Source organism: Elstera sp. (genome assembly GCF_044372965.1).
In the GTDB taxonomy this organism is placed as follows: domain Bacteria; phylum Pseudomonadota; class Alphaproteobacteria; order Elsterales; family Elsteraceae; genus Elstera.
Window position 1 is genome coordinate 1 of record NZ_JBILQX010000064.1, and the last position, 17647, is coordinate 17647.

At 58.4% G+C, this 17647-nt stretch carries 16 protein-coding genes and 1 pseudogene; 7 read left to right on the forward strand and 10 right to left on the reverse strand.

All coding sequences use genetic code 11. From position 1 onward, the window contains the following. Positions 1–449 precede the first annotated feature (449 nt). The 5 genes from ACIQ36_RS09995 to ACIQ36_RS10015 form a co-directional block, all read right to left on the reverse strand. The gene (locus tag ACIQ36_RS09995; RefSeq protein ID WP_395828756.1) at positions 450–983 is read right to left on the reverse strand and encodes a response regulator transcription factor; all 534 of its coding nucleotides are present in this window, start codon (positions 981–983) and stop codon (positions 450–452) included. Continuing rightward, positions 973–2247, reverse strand: a complete 1275-nt coding sequence (locus tag ACIQ36_RS10000) for an ATP-binding protein (protein WP_395828758.1) — start codon at positions 2245–2247, stop codon at positions 973–975. The genes ACIQ36_RS09995 and ACIQ36_RS10000 overlap by 11 nt, the downstream gene beginning before the upstream one ends. Before the next feature lie 173 nt (positions 2248–2420). Continuing rightward, positions 2421–3479 carry a hypothetical protein gene (locus tag ACIQ36_RS10005; protein ID WP_395828759.1) on the reverse strand — a complete coding sequence of 353 codons (1059 nt, stop codon included), beginning with the start codon at positions 3477–3479 and terminating at the stop codon, positions 2421–2423. Continuing rightward, complete coding sequence (locus ACIQ36_RS10010) at positions 3476–4945, reverse strand: c-type cytochrome (RefSeq protein WP_395828761.1); 1470 nt, start codon at positions 4943–4945, stop codon at positions 3476–3478. The genes ACIQ36_RS10005 and ACIQ36_RS10010 overlap by 4 nt, the downstream gene beginning before the upstream one ends. Then, entirely contained in the window at positions 4945–5346 is a 402-nt protein-coding gene (locus ACIQ36_RS10015) for a hypothetical protein (protein WP_395828763.1), read from the reverse strand. The genes ACIQ36_RS10010 and ACIQ36_RS10015 overlap by 1 nt, the downstream gene beginning before the upstream one ends. A gap of 308 nt (positions 5347–5654) precedes the next feature. Between ACIQ36_RS10015 and ACIQ36_RS10020 the strand changes: the two genes are divergently transcribed. Genes ACIQ36_RS10020 through ACIQ36_RS10050 form a run of 7 tightly spaced genes read left to right on the forward strand, consistent with a single transcriptional unit; the run spans position 5655 to position 13134 of the window. Further along, positions 5655–6878: a GTP-binding protein gene (locus tag ACIQ36_RS10020; protein WP_395828765.1), complete on the forward strand. Its 1224-nt coding sequence runs from the start codon at positions 5655–5657 to the stop codon at positions 6876–6878. Further along, positions 6875–7543: a DUF1826 domain-containing protein gene (locus ACIQ36_RS10025; protein ID WP_395828767.1), complete on the forward strand. Its 669-nt coding sequence runs from the start codon at positions 6875–6877 to the stop codon at positions 7541–7543. Before ACIQ36_RS10020 ends, ACIQ36_RS10025 begins: the two co-directional genes overlap by 4 nt. Before the next feature lie 6 nt (positions 7544–7549). Continuing rightward, positions 7550–9091: an ABC transporter substrate-binding protein gene (locus ACIQ36_RS10030; protein ID WP_395828769.1), complete on the forward strand. Its 1542-nt coding sequence runs from the start codon at positions 7550–7552 to the stop codon at positions 9089–9091. A gap of 14 nt (positions 9092–9105) precedes the next feature. Further along, complete coding sequence (locus ACIQ36_RS10035; RefSeq protein ID WP_395828771.1) at positions 9106–9999, forward strand: DMT family transporter; 894 nt, start codon at positions 9106–9108, stop codon at positions 9997–9999. A gap of 32 nt (positions 10000–10031) precedes the next feature. Further along, on the forward strand, positions 10032–10931 hold the full coding sequence (locus ACIQ36_RS10040) for an ABC transporter permease (protein WP_395828773.1): 900 nt from the start codon (positions 10032–10034) through the stop codon (positions 10929–10931). Further along, positions 10931–11722, forward strand: coding sequence for an ABC transporter permease (locus tag ACIQ36_RS10045; RefSeq protein WP_395828775.1), 792 nt, complete (start codon positions 10931–10933; stop codon positions 11720–11722). Before ACIQ36_RS10040 ends, ACIQ36_RS10045 begins: the two co-directional genes overlap by 1 nt. Then, on the forward strand, positions 11719–13134 hold the full coding sequence (locus tag ACIQ36_RS10050; protein ID WP_395828777.1) for an ABC transporter ATP-binding protein: 1416 nt from the start codon (positions 11719–11721) through the stop codon (positions 13132–13134). The genes ACIQ36_RS10045 and ACIQ36_RS10050 overlap by 4 nt, the downstream gene beginning before the upstream one ends. 222 nt (positions 13135–13356) lie before the next feature. Here ACIQ36_RS10050 and ACIQ36_RS10055 read toward each other — a convergent pair whose 3' ends face one another. The 5 genes and pseudogenes from ACIQ36_RS10055 to ACIQ36_RS10075 form a co-directional block, all read right to left on the reverse strand. Next, the gene (locus ACIQ36_RS10055) at positions 13357–14679 is read right to left on the reverse strand and encodes a hypothetical protein (protein WP_395828779.1); all 1323 of its coding nucleotides are present in this window, start codon (positions 14677–14679) and stop codon (positions 13357–13359) included. Continuing rightward, positions 14669–15550, reverse strand: coding sequence for a hypothetical protein (locus ACIQ36_RS10060; RefSeq protein ID WP_395828781.1), 882 nt, complete (start codon positions 15548–15550; stop codon positions 14669–14671). The genes ACIQ36_RS10055 and ACIQ36_RS10060 overlap by 11 nt, the downstream gene beginning before the upstream one ends. Before the next feature lie 212 nt (positions 15551–15762). Next, positions 15763–16953 (reverse strand): tyrosine-type recombinase/integrase, encoded by a 1191-nt coding sequence (locus ACIQ36_RS10065; protein ID WP_395828783.1) that lies wholly within the window; start codon positions 16951–16953, stop codon positions 15763–15765. Beyond that, a pseudogene (locus ACIQ36_RS10070) lies at positions 16950–17150 on the reverse strand (transposase domain-containing protein); the annotation flags it as partial. The gene ACIQ36_RS10065 and the pseudogene ACIQ36_RS10070, both read right to left, overlap by 4 nt. A gap of 233 nt (positions 17151–17383) precedes the next feature. After that, a partial coding sequence (locus ACIQ36_RS10075; RefSeq protein ID WP_395828785.1) for a transposase occupies positions 17384–17647 on the reverse strand: 264 nt, incomplete at its 5' end.

A 17647-nucleotide genomic window follows, 5' to 3' on the forward strand; every position in this document is an offset into this window, starting at 1 on the left:
AACGGCTGGCCGCTCTCACAACTCGAACACCTCATGCCCTGGAATTTTAAGCCCAACGGGGTTGGCTGATCGCTTACGGGCAACGCCAGCAAGCGCATTTAGAAAAAGGGCGCAGAGTCCGATGGCAACAGCAAGCGCCCGGCGAACTTCGCCGACCCTGCTGCTAACCCTCCGGCTCTCAATCCTGTTCATTCTTTGCCCGCTCTAGGCGCGTTAATCTCTGCGCCGCACCGCCGACGCGATGGAAGAAATCTGCATCGGCATACTGCAAACCCGATGGTTTCCAAGTTAATGATCTAGGGCTAGGCCCGCGTTGACTCAGATCATTTTCGATCAAAAAGACGACCTGCTTCCGCAAATACCGGATGGATATTTTTTGGCCGACGAGTACGGCTAAGCCCAATCCTAGCTTCGAAAAAATACTGTTACCAACGCCCTCATGAGGTTTCCTATTTTACCCGGTGTTTCTCTAATTTCCGAGCCAAGGTTCGGCGGTGCATACCCAAACGGCGGGCTGTTTCCGAGATATTGAAATCGGTTTCGATGAGTGTTTCGTGAATCCGCTCCCACTCCAGACTCTTTAAGGATGTTTGACGATCACTTAGGGGCACACTGCTATTGCCTAGCTCACGCTGGAAGGCGGCGAGGATATCATCAGTATTTGAAGGTTTTGGTAAATAATTACAGGCGCCCAGTTTAATAGATTCAACTGCTGTAGCAATACTTGCGAATCCGGTAAGAACGACAATGCGTGTAGCGGCATTCTGCGCGTGGATTAGTTTCACACACTCCAGGCCGGAGCCGCCGACGATTTTGAGATCGACGATGGCAAATTCAATGTCCACCTGATTTAAAAGTTCAGGAAGAGTATCTAGCCCCTCGCACCGGTAGACCTCAAAACCCCGGCGTTCAAAAGACCGACGTAACGCTTGGGCAAAAGCGTCATCATCCTCGACGATGAGTAGACGCGGCTTAAGGAGCATCGGTTTTTCTCGCAAGCAGCGCTGAAAGAGGAAGCCTCAGCTCTACCTCTGCCCCGCCGTCTTCTCGGTTCCCTGCCCGGACGGTTCCGCCGAGCTTGCGGACGACATTGAGAACAAGGAAAAGGCCCAAGCCGCTTCCCGGCTGTTGTTTACTGGATCGATAGGGTTTTCCGAAATCAGCCAGCATATCTGCCGAGAATCCGGTCCCCCGATCCGTCACCGTAATCGTTACCATTTCAGCATCGCCCGCGACGCGAATACCGACCCAGGTCGGCGATGCTTCGAGCGCATTGTCGAGCAGATTGAAGATCACTTGCTTGAGCGCAGCGTCGGAAACTACAATCTGGTCGGGTGCGAAGGTGCAACGATAGTCAACGACAGCGGGTTGCCGAGTTTTTTGCCATTCGCGGACCATATCGTTCAGAAACGTGACGATGCCAACGCGCAACGTGCCCTCGCCCCGGGCGTCGCCGGAGGATATTAGAATCCCGGAAACGATTGTTTTGCAGCGGTTCAACTGGGTTTGCATTTCAGTCAGTTCGGTGGCGATCTCCGGATCATTCTGAAAAACTGCCATCCGCTGCCAATCACCCAGAATGACCGACAGAGTAGCGAGCGGTGTGCCAAGCTCGTGGGCGGCACCAGAGGCTAACAACCCCATCCGAACGATATGATCCTCTTCAACAGCCTGCTGCCGGAGATCAGCCCAGTAGGCATCTCGAGCGGCAAGGTTCTTTTGAATCCGCGTCACAAAAAAGACCAGAAGAACCGCCGTCAATAGGAAGCAAAAAAACATTCCTTGAATATGGAGATTAAAAAAATCGGTGCCGTGTGCATGGGGCAGTTCAATTTTCCGATATTGAACTGTCAACCCAATAAAACCAAAACTAGTGATTGCAACAAGTAACCAAACCGCCCAAGTTTCCAGCAAAATCGTACCGAGGATGACCTGAAGCAGATATAGCGAAATAAATGGATTAGACGCACCGCCACTCAAATATAACTGAACAGTAAGTGCTGAAACATCTAATAATATCTCAATAAACAGTATGCTATTGCTTAAACCTTTTTTTTGACGGCAACGGATGGACGACGTGAAGTTGAGAAAAACCAAAAACAGCACAACGGCTAGCATCTGCGATAAGGGCAGATCAATACGAAACCCGTAGTGAACGGTTAGGATCGTTATCACCTGCCCAATCACGGCCAGCCATCGCAGTTGAATCAGCAGCAGAAGATTCTTTTTCGCCGTTGTATCGCGCAAACTGCTCCTTGCCCTCCCAACTCTTCGGGGTTGATTGAACGCCCCGTTCGTCGATCCTGGCGTTCCCCGGTTAACACCGGGGAACATTTTGAAGAGGTCGCGTCCTCGTTCGGCCAAGACAGTTACTCCCCCTACCAAGTCAAAAGGAGTTCCCGTATCCAGCCCGCCGGGAATCATGGTTTTTTCACGGGCGTTCCGGCGTCGCGATTGGCTTGTTCAACCTTCTCCAGATAAGCCTTGGTCTTAGCATGAACCAACTCTCGGTGCTCGCTCACTGCTGCTTCTCGATAGGCATGCCGACCGATTCCCATGAGGGCAACGACTACTAGCATTAGCAGGCAGATCGAGCGGAAGCTGCGCCCAATGGTTTCGGCGGAGCGCCGGGTTTCAGCGTAAAGCATAACCGTCATCAGCATGGAAACCAGGATTGACACCCCGAAAATAGCCCAGACGGTTGTCTGTGGCCCCGTCGTTTCTGGCAAGGTCACGAGGGCAATTGGGCCAACGAGGAACTGTGCGACTGTTGGCCATAAGGCCCATTGATACCCCTTGCGGACGAGTTCGCCCCGCGCAAAGCCTATTTCGGCAATTTCCTCCGGCGTTTTGCGGCGGAAAAGCCAGACGAGGAACAGACCGAGCATGGCCGGACAGGCCAGAACAAAGTGGGCATAGCGGGGCAACACGTTTGGCAGCATCAGGGCCGACCAGAATCCCCGGACATCTCCCCATTTTTCCGGGTAGAGCATCAGATTGATATTCGTCAGGAAGACCAGCGGAATGAACAGGAAGAGCGCGCAAATAATACCGCCTAGGATGACATGGAGCGGCTTCACCCGGTCCATCTGATACCACAGGTATTTGTGGATATACGTCAGAACAAAAACCGTCAGAATCAGGGGAATCAAGCCGATCCAAAAATCCCCCGTCAACGCATTCGCCGTGTAAAAATAGACGGTGTAGAGGGTATTGATCGCCAGAAGCGGCCCGATCCCCAAAACCACGGCCAGGGACTTATTGGCCGTAATCGTCGAGGCGATGGCATAGGCCAAGGCATCAAAGCGTTTTTCTTTCAGCCCCCGGATTTCAGAATAAAAGGTCAGCAACGCCCCACCGACCATGAAATTGACGAAAGTGATGTGCATCAGAAAAAAGACGATCAGAACCGCAACCAACACCGGCTCGGGTGCGGGTAAAGGAAGCGGGATATCGTTGGGAACAGGGATCTGGGTCATCGTGCAGCCGTTTCAGAGTTCTGGGGAGTGGTTGCCACGGTTGCCGCCGCGCCGCCTGTGATCGTGACCCCGGCAGTTTGTGCGCCAGGAATCGCCGCCTTGTTTGTTTGCAGGTGCTGAAGATAGAGGCCGAGCCACTGCAATTCCTGCTGAGTCCCAGGGAAAGGCGGCATATAAGGCTGGGCGTCATGCATGTTTTCGACATACCCGGCGGTCAACTCGGGTGTCCAAGGCTGATCGCCGAACATCCGTTGCAGGTGACTGCTAATGCTATTCACGCCGAACCCAGTATGACAGCGCGAGCAGGTATTCATGAAAACGTCCTTACCCTTCTGCAAATCAGCCAAAGAGGCGGAGGGGAGGCGATTTTGTTTTTCAGCTTCCGTCAGCGGGTTAGAATAGGTTGCATACGTCAGCACGCCATCCCGCCGGAAAAGGGCGTAATCACTGACGCGCAAGCCATTGGCGTACATATATTCGCCGATGATATAGGGTTTGCGGATAAACTCCCGAACACGTTCGAAATGGCCGGTCATCCACAGAATCGCAACAAAAGGCACTAGCAACGCCAGCTTTGGCAACCGATTGGGCCGCAAAATTGCAATCTGGACCACGATTAGAACGGCAACGACGGTGCCGAGAGCGATTTGAAAAAAGCGGTCTTGCCACTCCGCGAACTGCAAGGTGGCGAGTGAAACACCCAAATTATCCTTCATCGCCGCCGGAACCGCCGTGTAGTACCACCAGCCAGCGACCAGCACGAAGGGCGCGAAGGCTGCGGTCCACAGTGCAATGGAGCGCAGGGCGTCGTGCCGGAAGACATCGCCCCGCCGCGTGAAAAACAGCGTTAAAAATAGGGCAATGATCCCCGCCATTGCCGCAGCAAGCGGCGTTCTAAAGGCAAGCTGCGGGATGTAGAGGGGGTTGAAGATTGCCGTCCAGAAACTGTGATCCGTCAACCAGTTTCCGGGATCCATCATGAAGCCGAGGATCGCAACGATGATTGCCATCGTCACCCAGGAGAAAAAGGCGAGCGCAAACCCCAATCGAATGTGCTTTCGCTTCCAATCCGGCCCTCGCGCGCTCCATTTCTTCCATGTCAATGTGTAGGCAAGAATAAGGCAGACTTCGGTGATAAAGACTAACCACTCAACGAACCACGCCCAAAAAAATACTCTGATCAAGCTCCCAATTGAATAGGGGTTTACCAAAGATACCGACAACCAGATTCCAACACCAGTTAATGCGCCGAGCGTCGTAGTAATCAGAAAGCAGATGAAGAGAATTTTATAAGCGAGCTTATCCCAGCGTGGATCTTGCTTCTTGTTACCATACCACTCCATTGCGGCAACCAGCGGCATCATGCCGACGGCAAGCCCATGATTGATCAGCACATGCATCACGGCAATGATGGCTATCAAGCCGCGATTGCCGAGAAGATCGAGGTGAAAAATCGGGAAATCCATTAAGCGAGCTCCCCAATTTCTGCCTTACCCGATAAATCGGCCCCAGCGAGGGCGAGCACGGCGATTTCTACCGTATAGAGCAGCATTCCCGCCATATAGGCAGCGCTGGTTTGATCACTGGTGCTCACGAGCGTAATCGCCACGATGGCCAGAAGAATCGCAAGCACGCCCGGAACCCAGGTCAGCGCGAGTTGGAAAAAATTCCTTGGGCGGTGCCGGTTAGCAGTAGCTTGAAAAGCTTGAATCAGAAAATGCCCTCCGGCCAAGACCAGGGCGATGCCACCAACCCCCCAATAGAGAGAAGCACTATCGCTCAGCGCCAGCAGTACAGACAGCATGATGACGTTGAGGACCGTAGCCCGGTGAGGCCGCTCGCCTAACCATCGCGAAAACCGTTTCATAGACCCTTCGCCCCTAAAAGTGAGCCGCAATAGCAGGATCTAATAGCCCACTCTATGCAGGGAGCAGGATTAGACATTCTGTCCAAGGGGGCGTGGTGTGTCCGTCGTCGGAACAAATGGGAGAGTTGGGATGCCCCCGTCTGGCGCATTAAACGCACCCTTAATGCGCTCGGCGCATCAAGCCCACCCAAGGCAGATCCTTCGGGAAGCAAAAGTGATTTGCACTTGAAATGATATGTTATAACGTATCATATACGGTCATCACCTACCCCGAATCCAGCATATTCCTCCCCTGCCCAGGACCACCGATGCCCGATCGTCTTCCCGTTACCGTCCTCTCCGGTTTTCTCGGCGCTGGGAAAACCACGCTGCTGAATCACGTTCTCAACAATCGTGAGGGCCGCCGGGTGGCTGTGATCGTGAATGACATGAGCGAGGTGAACATCGACGCCGATTTGGTTCGCGACGGGACCGATTTATCACGCACCGATGAAAAACTGGTTGAGATGAGCAACGGCTGCATCTGCTGCACTTTGCGCGATGATCTGCTGCTGGAGGTCCGCCGCCTCGCCGAATCCGGGCGTTATGATTATCTGATGATCGAGAGCACCGGCGTTGCCGAGCCTTTGCCCATCGCGGCAACCTTCGATTTCCGGGACGAAGCCGGTCTTTCCCTCTCGGATGTCGCGCGGCTCGACACGATGGTTACGGTCGTGGATGCCCTGCATTTGCTCAAAGACTATGGCAGTCAAGATTTCCTGCGGGATCGGGGCGAAACCGCCGGGGCGGATGATAACCGCAGTCTCGTGGACCTGCTGGTCGAGCAAATCGAATTTGCCGATGTAATTGTGGTGAATAAAGCGGCGGATGTGACCCCAGAGCAGCGCCACGTGGTGCATCAAATCATCCGCGCCCTGAATGCCGACGCCGAGGTGATCGACGCAAGTTTCGGTAAGGTTCCTCTGAGCGCGATCCTCGATACCGGGCGCTTTGATTCGGAAAAAGCGCAAGAGCATCCCCTATGGCACAAGGCGCTTTTCGAGCCTGAAGGCCACACGCCGGAAACCGAAACCTATGGGCTCACCTCTTTCGTCTACCGCGCCCGGCAGCCCTTCGCGCCAGAGGCATTTCAGGCGTTTCTGGCCCAAACCTGGCCGGGACTGGTGCGCGCAAAAGGGCATTTCTGGTTAGGAACCCGCCCGGATTGGGTCGGCGAAATGAGCCTCGCTGGGGCAATTTGCCGAACCGAGGGCCTTGGGCGCTGGTGGGCCGCCGTGCCGAAAGCCCGTTGGCCACAAGATGCCGGGTGGAAAAAGCTTCTCAATCGCCATTGGCACCCGCTGTGGGGCGACCGGCGGCAGGAACTGGTTTTCATCGGCATTAATCTTGATGAGGCCGCCCTCCGCGCGGCGTTGGATGCCTGCTTGTTGGGTTCCCCCCGTCCCGTCACCTTCAACCCAAAGCGCTATCGGGATTTGCCCGATCCCTTCCCCCATTGGGGCGAGGCTGATGCAGGGGCGACGGGGGAATGACCGCGCTGCTTGATGTGCCGGGTTCAGCCGTTAGAATCTGCGACGCACTATCCGACATGCTCGCCCTGCGTCAGCCCTCGGTTGAAATGGTCCTTTGGCCGCGCAAGATTCCCGCTGCGATGGCGGCGGCCCTCGACACTCTTCCGGCAACAAGTCTCCCCGAGGGGCGGGTCCTGGTGCGCCGTGATGATCTCGCGGCCGCGCTCGATACTTTGTTTCTGGATCGCGCCGCAACCGCCGAACTTCGCCCCTGGTTGATCGCCGATATTGCGATGCTTGCCGCGTGCTTTGCCGATCTCACCGGAAGCATCGAGATAGATGTACGCCTGGAGCGCATCACGGGTGACGCCTGCTGGAAGTTCCACCGGGATTGTGTGGAAGCCCGGCTGCTGACCACCTATCGCGGGCCGGGAACCGAGTGGGTTTCCCCCACCGATGCCGCTGCCGCGCTGCGCGATCAAAGAGCCTATCGCGGACCGCTGCACCGCTTTCCCCCGCAGGCCGTTGGGGTGTTTAAGGGCAGTTGCGCCGGGCCCGGAAGCGGGATCGTTCACCGATCACCGCCCATAGCAGGGCACGGCGAAACGCGGCTGCTGCTGTGCCTCAACCTTCCAACGAGCGCTTCGCCCGAGCGGTGGACGCGCTCAGCCCCTCAGTTAGGATAAACTGCCATGATCACTGAACTCTCCGTTTCGCGCCGCGCGCTCTTAGCGGGCGCCGGGGCGATAGCCGGGCTGGCGTGGGCGGGTCCGCTCGCGGCGCAAACGAACGCCACCTTACGAATTGTCGGCCCCTGGGATTTTACCTCGCTGGAGCCGACCGATACGGGATATCTGCTTACCCGGCTGGGGGTTGCGGAAACCCTCGTGCAGGTGGAGCCCAATGGGCAATTGGTGGGTGGCGTGGCGTCCGGTTGGACGATTGGAGACGATAAGCTCACCTGGCGCTTTCCGCTCCGGGCGGGGCTGATGTTTCATGATGGCAGCCCGGTTACGGCTGAGGCGGTCGTCAATAGTCTTAAGCGCGCTTTTTCGGGCGAGAGCCTCGCGGCCGTGCCGCTCGACGGGCTAAGCGCCGAGGGCGATGCGGTGATTATTCGCACGAAAACCCCCTTCAGCCCACTACCGGCGTTTCTCGTCGATTATGCCGCGATCCTCCTGGCACCGGCGGCCTATGGTGCCGATGGCAAGGTGCAAAAAATCATCGCTACCGGTCCCTATCGGCTGGTCGCAATGGATGGCAAAACCATTTTAGATTTGGAGCGCTTCCCGGAGGCCCGCGTAAAGGCACGCATTGCGACCGTGCGCTATACGGCGGTCGCCAATGGCGATACACGCGCCAATATTGCCATCGCGGGCGATGCGGATTTGGTCTATACGCTCGCGCCTACAGCCCTGCCGCGCATTACAGCCGCCGGGCAATTGCGCGTTGAAAGCTTAACGATTCCGCGGGTGCGTCCGTTGGCGGTAAACTGTGGCCTGCCGCAATTCAAGGATAAGAACGTGCGCCGCGCCCTGTCGCTGGCAATCGATCGGGCTGGAATTGCGAATGCAGTTCTGCGTCATCCGGGTTCGTCCGCAACGCAGCTTCTGCCGCCGATCCTCACCGAATGGCATAATCCCGCGTTGCCCGCCCTGAGCCAGAATATCGCCGAAGCGCAGCGCTTATTGGATAGCGCAGGCTGGGTTCCGGGAGTGGATGGTATTCGGGTTAAGAATGGGGTGCGGTTTGCCGCCAAACTGCTCACCCTCGCCAATCGTCCTGAACTGCCGCCGATGGCGGCTGCGCTGCAAGCGCAGTTCAAGCAAATTGGTTTGGATATTAGTATCGAGGTCGGCCCGTCGACAATTATTCCAACCGCGATCCGGGAAGATCGCATGGAAATGACGATGTTCGCGCGGACCTATGTGAATGTGCCCGAGGTTATCGCAACCATCATCCCCGATTATACCCGTGAAAAATCTACCTGGGGCACCGTCAACTGGCCGGAACGTGCGCAGATGAAGCGATTGACCGACGTCTATGTCGCAAGCTTTGATGTGACTGAAAAGGCGCGGCTCCGGGCACAGATCACGGCTTTGCTGCACGACGAACTGCCGGTGATTCCTGTGGCGTGGTTCGAGCATACCGTGGCCGTCTCGCCTCGATTGCGCGATGTGGCAATCGATCCCTATGAGATGCGTTATCTTGCCGAGGCAATGGTATGGGGTTAAGCCGATCAGGCGGAGTGGGACTCGCTCTGCCGCCACAGCTTTTCGCCGGGATTGGCCTGCGTATTCTCGCGACGGGCCTTTTCGCCTGCATGACGCTGTGCGTCCGCTTGGCCTCGGTGGAAGCCCCCGTTGGGCAGATCATGTTCTGGCGCAGCGCCGTGGCGCTGGTCCCGATTGTCGCTTATCTGGCCTTGCAGGGGCAATTTCCCGGCGGGCTGCACACCCGTAACCCTTTTGGGCACGTGAAGCGAAGCCTCTTTGGCTGCGTCGCCATGGCTTTTTCGTTCCTATCGCTCAGTTATTTGCCGCTTGCTTTGGCCGCAGCCCTGGGCTTTCTTGCCCCGCTGTTGGTGATTCCCGTCGCCGTGCTGTTTCTGCACGAGCGGCCTGGGCTGCTGGTCGTTCTTGCGGCGCTCGTCGGCTTTGTCGGGGTGGGCTTCATGCTGCTGCCCGCGCTCGCCGGGCCAAGCCTGGATATGGGAACCGTCATCGGCGTTGGTGCCGGAATCGCGATGGCGGCGACAACGGCAGCCGCAAAAATCGAAATCAAACGGCTGACGGCGACCGAGCCGCCCGGCACGATCGCCTTCTATTTTGCGCTGGTGTGCGCCGTTGGCGGCCTTGCCACGGCCCCCTTCGGCTGGGCTGCTACCGAAGGCGCGACGCTCGCATGGCTCATCGGGGCTGGACTGACCGGCGGGCTTGCGCATATTGCGATGACCGAAGCTATCGCCCGCGCACCCGTTTCGACCCTGGCCCCTTTCGAATATACGGCGATGCTATGGGCGATGGGCTTCGATCTGCTGGTCTTCGGGCTTTTGCCGGTGCCTCTGAGCTTGCTGGGGGCCGGTTTGATCGTTGGCGCGGCGGCCGTGGTTGCCGTTGGAGAACGGCGGCGGCGACCATGAGGGCGGTGGGGCAGCGACTGGCACAGGCTCTAATGACCGCGTGGGTCATCGCCACCCTTTGCTTCGGGATTACCCACGCGCTCCCCGGCGATCTGGCCCTCTCGATTGCCATTGCCCGCGTCGGGGCTGACCGCGTTACCCCGGAGATCGAAGCCCGCTTGCGCCAGGACGAGGGGCTCAATCGCCCCCTATTGGTCCAGTATGGCCAGTGGATGGGCCGGGTCATGCGGGGCGACTTCGGACGATCCCTCGTCTCCCGCAAGCCGGTTCTCGACGAGATTCTATACCATGCCCGCTACACGCTGGGGCTGGGGTTGCTGGGGTGGGCCCTCTCTTACGCCTTGGCCCTACCGCTCGGTATTGCCTGCGGCCTCAGGCCGGGCGGGGCGCTCGATCGAGGGGTAACCGGCTTCAGCGTCTTCTTTGCGGCGCTGCCGAGTTTTCTGGTGGGAATTGGTTTGATTGGCCTGTTTGCCCTCACGCTGCGCTGGCTGCCGCCCGCCGGGTTCAAAACCCCGGCCCATCTTATTTTACCCGCGCTAACGCTGGCGTTAGGACTTGCCGCCTTTTCGATCCCCGTCATTCGCGCTGCTGTGCGCGAGGTGGCCCAAGCACCCTATATGCTGTTCGCCCGCTTGCGCGGCTTGCCCGCGATAGCAGCCTTGCGACACCATGGCGTGCGCAATGCGGCCATTCCCATCATTACTTTTGCCGCCTTGCAAATGGGGTTCTTGATCGATGGGTTCGTGATTGTCGAAACGCTATTCAACTACCCCGGCTTGGGCGATCTTTTGGTGCGGGCCTTAGTGGCGCGGGATGTTCCGATCATCCTCGGGTGTGCGCTGTTGATTGGTCTGCTCTATGCGTTGGTGAATCTGCTTGCGGATCTGGCGGCGCTAGCGCTCGACCCCCGTCGTCGGCGGTTAGCCTGATGCGACGGCGGCCTCTCATTCTACTGGGCGGGGTCTTGGCCCTGTTGGCCCTCCTTCCCCTCATCGTTACACATGATCCGATTGCACAGGATTTAGCTGGGGCCTTGGGCGAACCCAGCACCCAGCATTGGCTGGGACAAGATCATCTGGGGAGGGATGTTCTCGCCCGCCTGATCCACGGCGCACCGCGCTCGGTGGGGCTAGCGGCAGCCTGCATTGGCTTTGCCGCTCTCGTTGGAACCCTTCTCGGCCTCTGTGCCGCCTGGTGGGGCGGCTGGGGCGAGAGTTTGATTATGCGCGGGGTGGACCTACTGTTAGCCTTTCCCGGAATTCTGCTGGCGCTGCTTTTAGTGGGACTCTTGGGGGGCGGTGCCGTGCCGCTGGTGATCGGCCTCACGCTCACCCAAGCCCCGCCCTTTGCCCGCTTGAGCCGGGCGATTGTGGCCGGGGAGCTGCTGAGTACCCATGTTGAGGCCGCCCGGCTTGCGGGGTTCGGGGCCGGGGCTATTTTTCGCCACCATCTTCTACCGCCGCTGCTGCCGCTGCTGTTACCGCAACTAACCCTCGGGCTGGGCACGACGATTATGACGATTGCCGGGCTTGGCTTTTTAGGGCTCGGCCTGACCCCACCGACGCCGGAATGGGGCGCCATGATCGCCGAAGCGCTGCCCTATTTGACCGAAGCGCCCTGGCAGACCGCGGCCCCCTGCATTGGGCTGTTCATCGTCACCTTGTCCGCAACCTTGATTGGCCGCGCCGCGCTGCCAAAATCCCGGGACGGCGAAGCATGAGCACCGACCTCATTGTACGCGGCCTTACGATTTATGATGGGGCGGGAACAGCCCTGGTGCGCGATATCGAATTTTCGCTCCCCGCCGGAGGAATACTCACCATCATTGGCGAAAGCGGCGGCGGTAAAAGCCTGATCGCCCAGGCGTTGATGGGATTGCTTCCGACTGGGTTTCGGGCTGTCGGCACGGTGCTGTGGCGGGGCGGCATCTTCGACCTTGGCAGGCCGGAGGCGCTGCACGGCCTGTGGGCATCCGATTTTCTCCTGGTGCCACAAGAGCCCGGCGCGGCCCTCGACCCAACCCAGCGGCTCGGGCAGATGCTCGCTCAAACCGGACAAACGCCCGCGCCGATTCAGGAGAGTTTGGCAGCAGTCGATCTTCCCGCCAGCAGCGCCGCCGCTTATCCCTTTCAGCTTTCCGGCGGCATGGCCCAGCGCGCGGTGATGGCCAGCGCCCTGCGGCTCGATGCGCCGTTGCTGATTGCCGACGAGCCGACGAAGGGGCTCGATTCGGAGCGGCTGGACGATGTGGCCGATTTACTGCTGCGAATGGCGCAGCGGGGTCGGACCTTACTGCTGATTAGCCATGATCGCCACTTGGTGCGCCGCCTCGGGGGGAGCCTGCTCGTACTGGCAGACGGACAAGTGCAAGAAGTCGGCCCGAGCGATGCTGTTCTGACCCATCCACAAAGTGCCTATACCCGCGCATGGCTGGCCGCTGACCCCGCCACCTGGGTTCCATGCCCCGCCTGCGCGACCGACGCCCCTTTGGTTCTGGCGGCGCATGGCCTTAGCCTCGGTTATCCTGGCACCCGTGATCTACTGAGCAATGTCGATATCCATCTTACAAAAGGGATGATTCTGGGTGTTTCCGGCCCGAGCGGCTGTGGCAAAACGAGCCTTGGCAACAGTCTTCTTGGGCTGTTACCACCGCGTAGCGGCTCGGTCTCTTGGGGTGGGTTCGACCCTTACCGCGATCCCGCGAGCGCCCGTCGTCTTCGGCGACGCTATCAAAAACTGCATCAAGACCCGACGGCGGTTTTTGCCCCCCACCGCCCCCTACACGCCCAGTTTCGAGACCTGAATGCCTTAGCGCCCCAGCCCGACTATGCCGAGCGACTGGCGGCGGGGCTCGATCGCCTGAAGCTTAATTCAACCCTGCTGCACCGGTTTCCAAGCGAGATTTCCGGCGGCGAAGCCCAGCGGTTGGCGCTCTTGCGCCTGTTGCTGCTGAACCCGGCAGTGATCGTTGCCGATGAGCCAACCTCGCGCCTTGATCCGATCAGCCAAAAAGAAACAATTGCGCTTCTTCACCACATCGCAATTCAGGACAAGGTCGGCTTGATAATTATCTCCCATGACAAAGAAATATTGGACGCTTCGTCCGATCATGTGTTTAATTTTCAGATTTAAGTTATAATTGGAATTATAATGCAATCATACCGGTGGTGCGCCCTCTCCGTTTCCTGACAGTCAAGATCGATAGCGACGAGATTACAGGCATACTTCAGCGCGTTACGCACAAAATAGCGATAAAACTTCGTATCATAATCACTTTGCCAGAGCCAGAATGTCGTCGTCGTCATTTCTACCCCTTACTGACCGCCATGAGCTGTGATGCATCAGCGGGCAAATTCATTGACGAATGCGATGCAGGCGAAAAAGTTTGTCGAAGAAATCCGTGATCCTCGCCTCGGCCCCGTCGCCGACCAGTTCATTTGCGCCGAACCGATAGACCTCGTATCCTGCAAGGCGCAACTCGCGGTCAGCCGACACCATGTCGGCATAGACCTTCAATGACGGACGGTCGTGTTCCGAGAAGTGATGCTTGCCGTCGACCTCGATTACGATGCGCTGACGGCTCGGAAGCAGCATCAGGAAGTCCATACGCTGTCGCGGCAGCGGAAGCCGGTGGCGCAGGGTTTTCACGACGGCAGGATCGTAGTGAAGGTAGACCTGCGGCAGGAGCGCGGGCAGCGCCTCGCCGAGGGCGGGCCGATAGGCCTTGAAGTAAGTCGCGAAAAGCTTGCGTTCCGCGTCCGAGGCCAGGGATTCCTGGAGTCGAGCTCCGAGTTTTGCGGCATCAGCCCCCGGCGAAATCTCGCCCCACCAGGAAACGAGCTCCGACCACAGAAGACCGCTCGCGCCGATCGGCCGGTCGTAGACCAGGCAATTTTCTTCGCCAGACAGAATGACGATGTCGTTGTTGATTGCATCGGATAAACCGATTTCCGGCTTCGGTCCTCGCGAGGCAAAGATCAAATTCTTGGGTCGACCACCGACACTATGCACGATACGACGGAAGCCGAAGATGGGATGACCGGAGAGTTCGTCTTCCTGCACGAGTTCGTATCCGTCACGCGCGAGAGTCTTGTTCAGGGCGGCGACCATTCCCGTCTGAACGTCTCCAGACCGTGAAAGCGGATGAACGGCTTCCGCGAGCAACGCGCCGAACCTGGCGTTAGAGCAGTCAAAGGCGCCGATTTCGCCGAATAGCTGTTCCACCGACCAGTCGCCCGGATTCCGCTCCATGTGCCGGTCAATTTGGTCACGTAGGCTTTGTCCGGAGCTTCCGAGGAGATCGTCAATCGGTGTGGAAAGGAGGAAATAGCGTCCGGCGACTTCCACCGTGTCCCGCTCGCCGGCGAGATCATCCCCGAAGACGCGTGCAACGTCTCGCCGTGTGATCTGGCTCAAAGGTGGATCGTTTGCTTCAAGAACCTTTCGCCCCGCCTCATCAAGGGAGATGTCGCGACGATCCGCGCCAAATTTCAGCGCAAGCTGCGCCAACTGCTCCTGCGTAAGGTTCGCCAGCGCCTGTTCGATACGCTGCCGCTTTGATAAGCCCTCCTCGTGAGGCACGACCAGCCCTGCGACCCGCTGCGGCTCCTCGCTGAGCTGAGCATGAGTCATCCCCTGAAGAAGGCCAGCGACGAGCCCATAGAGGTTAACCGCCACGGCCTGTTCCCTTTAGGATCATGCGCACAAATGCGAACATGCGGGTGAAAAGGTAGTCGACCTGATCGAGGGAGGTCAGCGCTTCCTGCGTCGTCTCAGAGTGACGAATGCGAAAGCTATTACCGATTTTGGTCAGTTCGGCAGCTTCGCCCGCAAGGACTTGGCGAAAACGGGAGTCCGGCACGGCGACACGATCGAGCAGTGCATCGGCCTGCACACGCTTGTCGGCCCCCGGCTCTAACGTCTTCAGCCGCTCAAACGCATCCCACAGCTTTTCCAGCGCATCACGGCGATCGTCAGGCTTTGGCGAGAGAATCCGCTGCCGTGCGGCTTCAAGTAGCCTGTCGGTCTCGGCGTCGCCTGTGTGAAACAAGGCCCAGCCAATCGTATTGGCGATCGACTGCGGAAGAAGACGGCGGGCCTGTCCAGTCACTGTGAGTTCATAGGCGACAGCGTTCCGGCGAAACAAGAGGTTTACGTCCGCTACAAATCGCGCAAGGCCGGCGTCTCGATCCCAACTCAAGTGATGGTGACCGAAATAGGAATGATAAGCGTCCTGAATCGGCTCACCCACGGCGCTAGCACAAAATTCGAGCAAATCGAGGATCACCGGCGTATCGGGCACTACGTTTGGAGAAAGCGGCCATTCGGTCAACGGCACCTCGGCGTTTAGCACATCGCGGAAGGCCAGCTCGTCACATCCACACGGGCCGTATCCGTCGGGGCACTGTTCGGGAAAGCGCAAGCCAAATGAGCCGCTGGCAATTCCCGTACTGATCAATCTGCAGAGCCCGGCCCACAAGCGTTCCTGAATGACATCGACTGTTTGGGGCCGTGGTCCGTATTCCCGATCAGTAAAATAGGTCAACATTTTTCCCCCGTCATCACATCACAACACGGTAAGTCCTCCGGGTGATTTCTGAGCATCGCTCGATTGGTAACTCGAAGGGTTCCGTCGCAATATATGTCAATCTATTCCGAGCTTTCTGAAGAATATTTTGTTTCGCATTTCAGCGTCCCGAAGCAATTTTGACCCGAGTTGCCGCGCCGGGTGGGCTTCGGCCCCACTAATCTTTTGCCCACTCATTTCTCCCCAGCTTTTTGTGCCGCTCGCATCCCCGCCATCGCAGGCAACGCCGCTCGCTCCGCCAACTCCGTCCTCACCGTCTCGGCCACATGGATATACCGCTGCGTCGTCGAGAGCTGTGAGTGCCCCATTGCCGCCATAAGCTGCGCAGCCTGGGCGCCGCCCAAAGCGAGGTGCGAAGCCACGGAATGGCGGAGGCTGTAGGGCACCAGGTCTTCGGGTAAGCCCGCTGCAGGTCGGATTTTTTGGACCCAGTCTTTACGGTAGGTGATAGGGCCGTCGCCGCGGCTGGCGGGGAAGACATAGGTTTCCGGTGAACCGGGCGGCTGGCGGGCGATGATCTCGAGGGCGACAGGGGGCAGAGTGATTGTGCGGTTGCGGCCCGTGGCCTTGCCGGTCTTGTGGCGGGACGGTGGCAGGGTAATGACGCCGGTTTTCAGGTTTACGTGCTGCCATTGGCAGCGGGTGATCTCGGTCGGGCGGGCGCCGGTCAGCGCCATCAGCCGGAAGGCGTCGGCGACCGAGCTGCGGATAGCGTGTTCTTCCTCCAACCGTTCGAGGGCGGCGAAGAGGCGGGCATATTGCTCGTGATCTTCCAGAAAGGCCTGGCGGGTATTGCCTCCGGGCAGCTTGAAGCTGCTCGCTGGGTGATCCTGGATCAGTCCCTCGCTGACGGCCCAATTGAGCGCAGTGCGCAGGACGATGATGCAATCGCGCGCCGCCGTGGCCCCGCCCCGCACACGGATAACGCCTCGGGGCTTGCCGCTCGGCATTTGCTTCTGGGTCTGGCCGTCGCGGATAGCGTTGAAGGCTCGGCGGATATGTTCCTGGGTGAGGGCCTCGACCAGTACCTTGCCGAGGAGCGGTTTCAGATGATGCGTGATGCGGCCGGTATCAATCGGGCGCGCGGTATCGGATTTCGCGGCGAATTTGGCGGAGGCGAGATAGCGGTCGAGCAAAGCGCTGACGGTAAGGCTCTCGCGTTTCGCCTGTTTGGCAGCCAGCGGGTCGCCACCCTTTTTCACCTCCGCGGCCCAGGTCTCGGCGATGTCGCGGGCCTGCTCCGGCATCAGGGTGCCGTATTTGCCGATGGTCGCTCGGCGTTTCTGGCCGGTCTGGTTTCGGTAATCGTAGATGAAGCTGTGGATGCCGGTCGGCAGAGAGAGCCTAAGCGGTGTTCCGCTCACACGTTGTCGTGGTAGTTCCACGGGAACAGGTCGCCGATCTGGCTCTGCTTATGGCCTTGGACGATGGCCGTCAGCGTTGCGGTTAGCCAAGCCTGCGGTTCGATACCGTTCATTTTGCAGGTTTCGATTAGTGAGGCGATGACGGCCCAGTTTTCGGCTCCGGTGTCATGGCCTGCGAAGAGGGCGTTTTTTCGGTTATGCATAGATTTCCATAACCGAAATTATGCGGAGCGCCGGATTATGCGCAGGTGCGTGTTGTCAGATGGGGCCAACCCGCGGTCTTCTGCTTTCTGCCGCACGGCGTGACTGATTTCATCTACACATAATACCGTTCCTCTCCACCCAACGAATTGGAGAGGAAGTTTTTATGAAGGCAGATCTTTTGCAGCCTGATCCACGCCAGTTGACGTGCCCCCCTTCTTGTTACCAGTCAGGCGGAGAGTCTCGCTTCATTGTGCGTTTGGGTTGAGGGGGTGACATTCTGTCTGGGGGCATGCCCCCAGACAGAATGTTTTGCGATTTCGGCGGGCGTTCGACCGCCGAGTTTTGAATGAGGTCTGACCGTATTATAATCCTTCTGCCACTCGGCCAACAGGCGGCGCGCGTGGGCGAGCGAGGTAAACAGGGTTTCGTTGAGACATTCATCCCGCAGGCGACCATTGAAGCTTTCAACAAACGCATTCTGCGTTGGTTT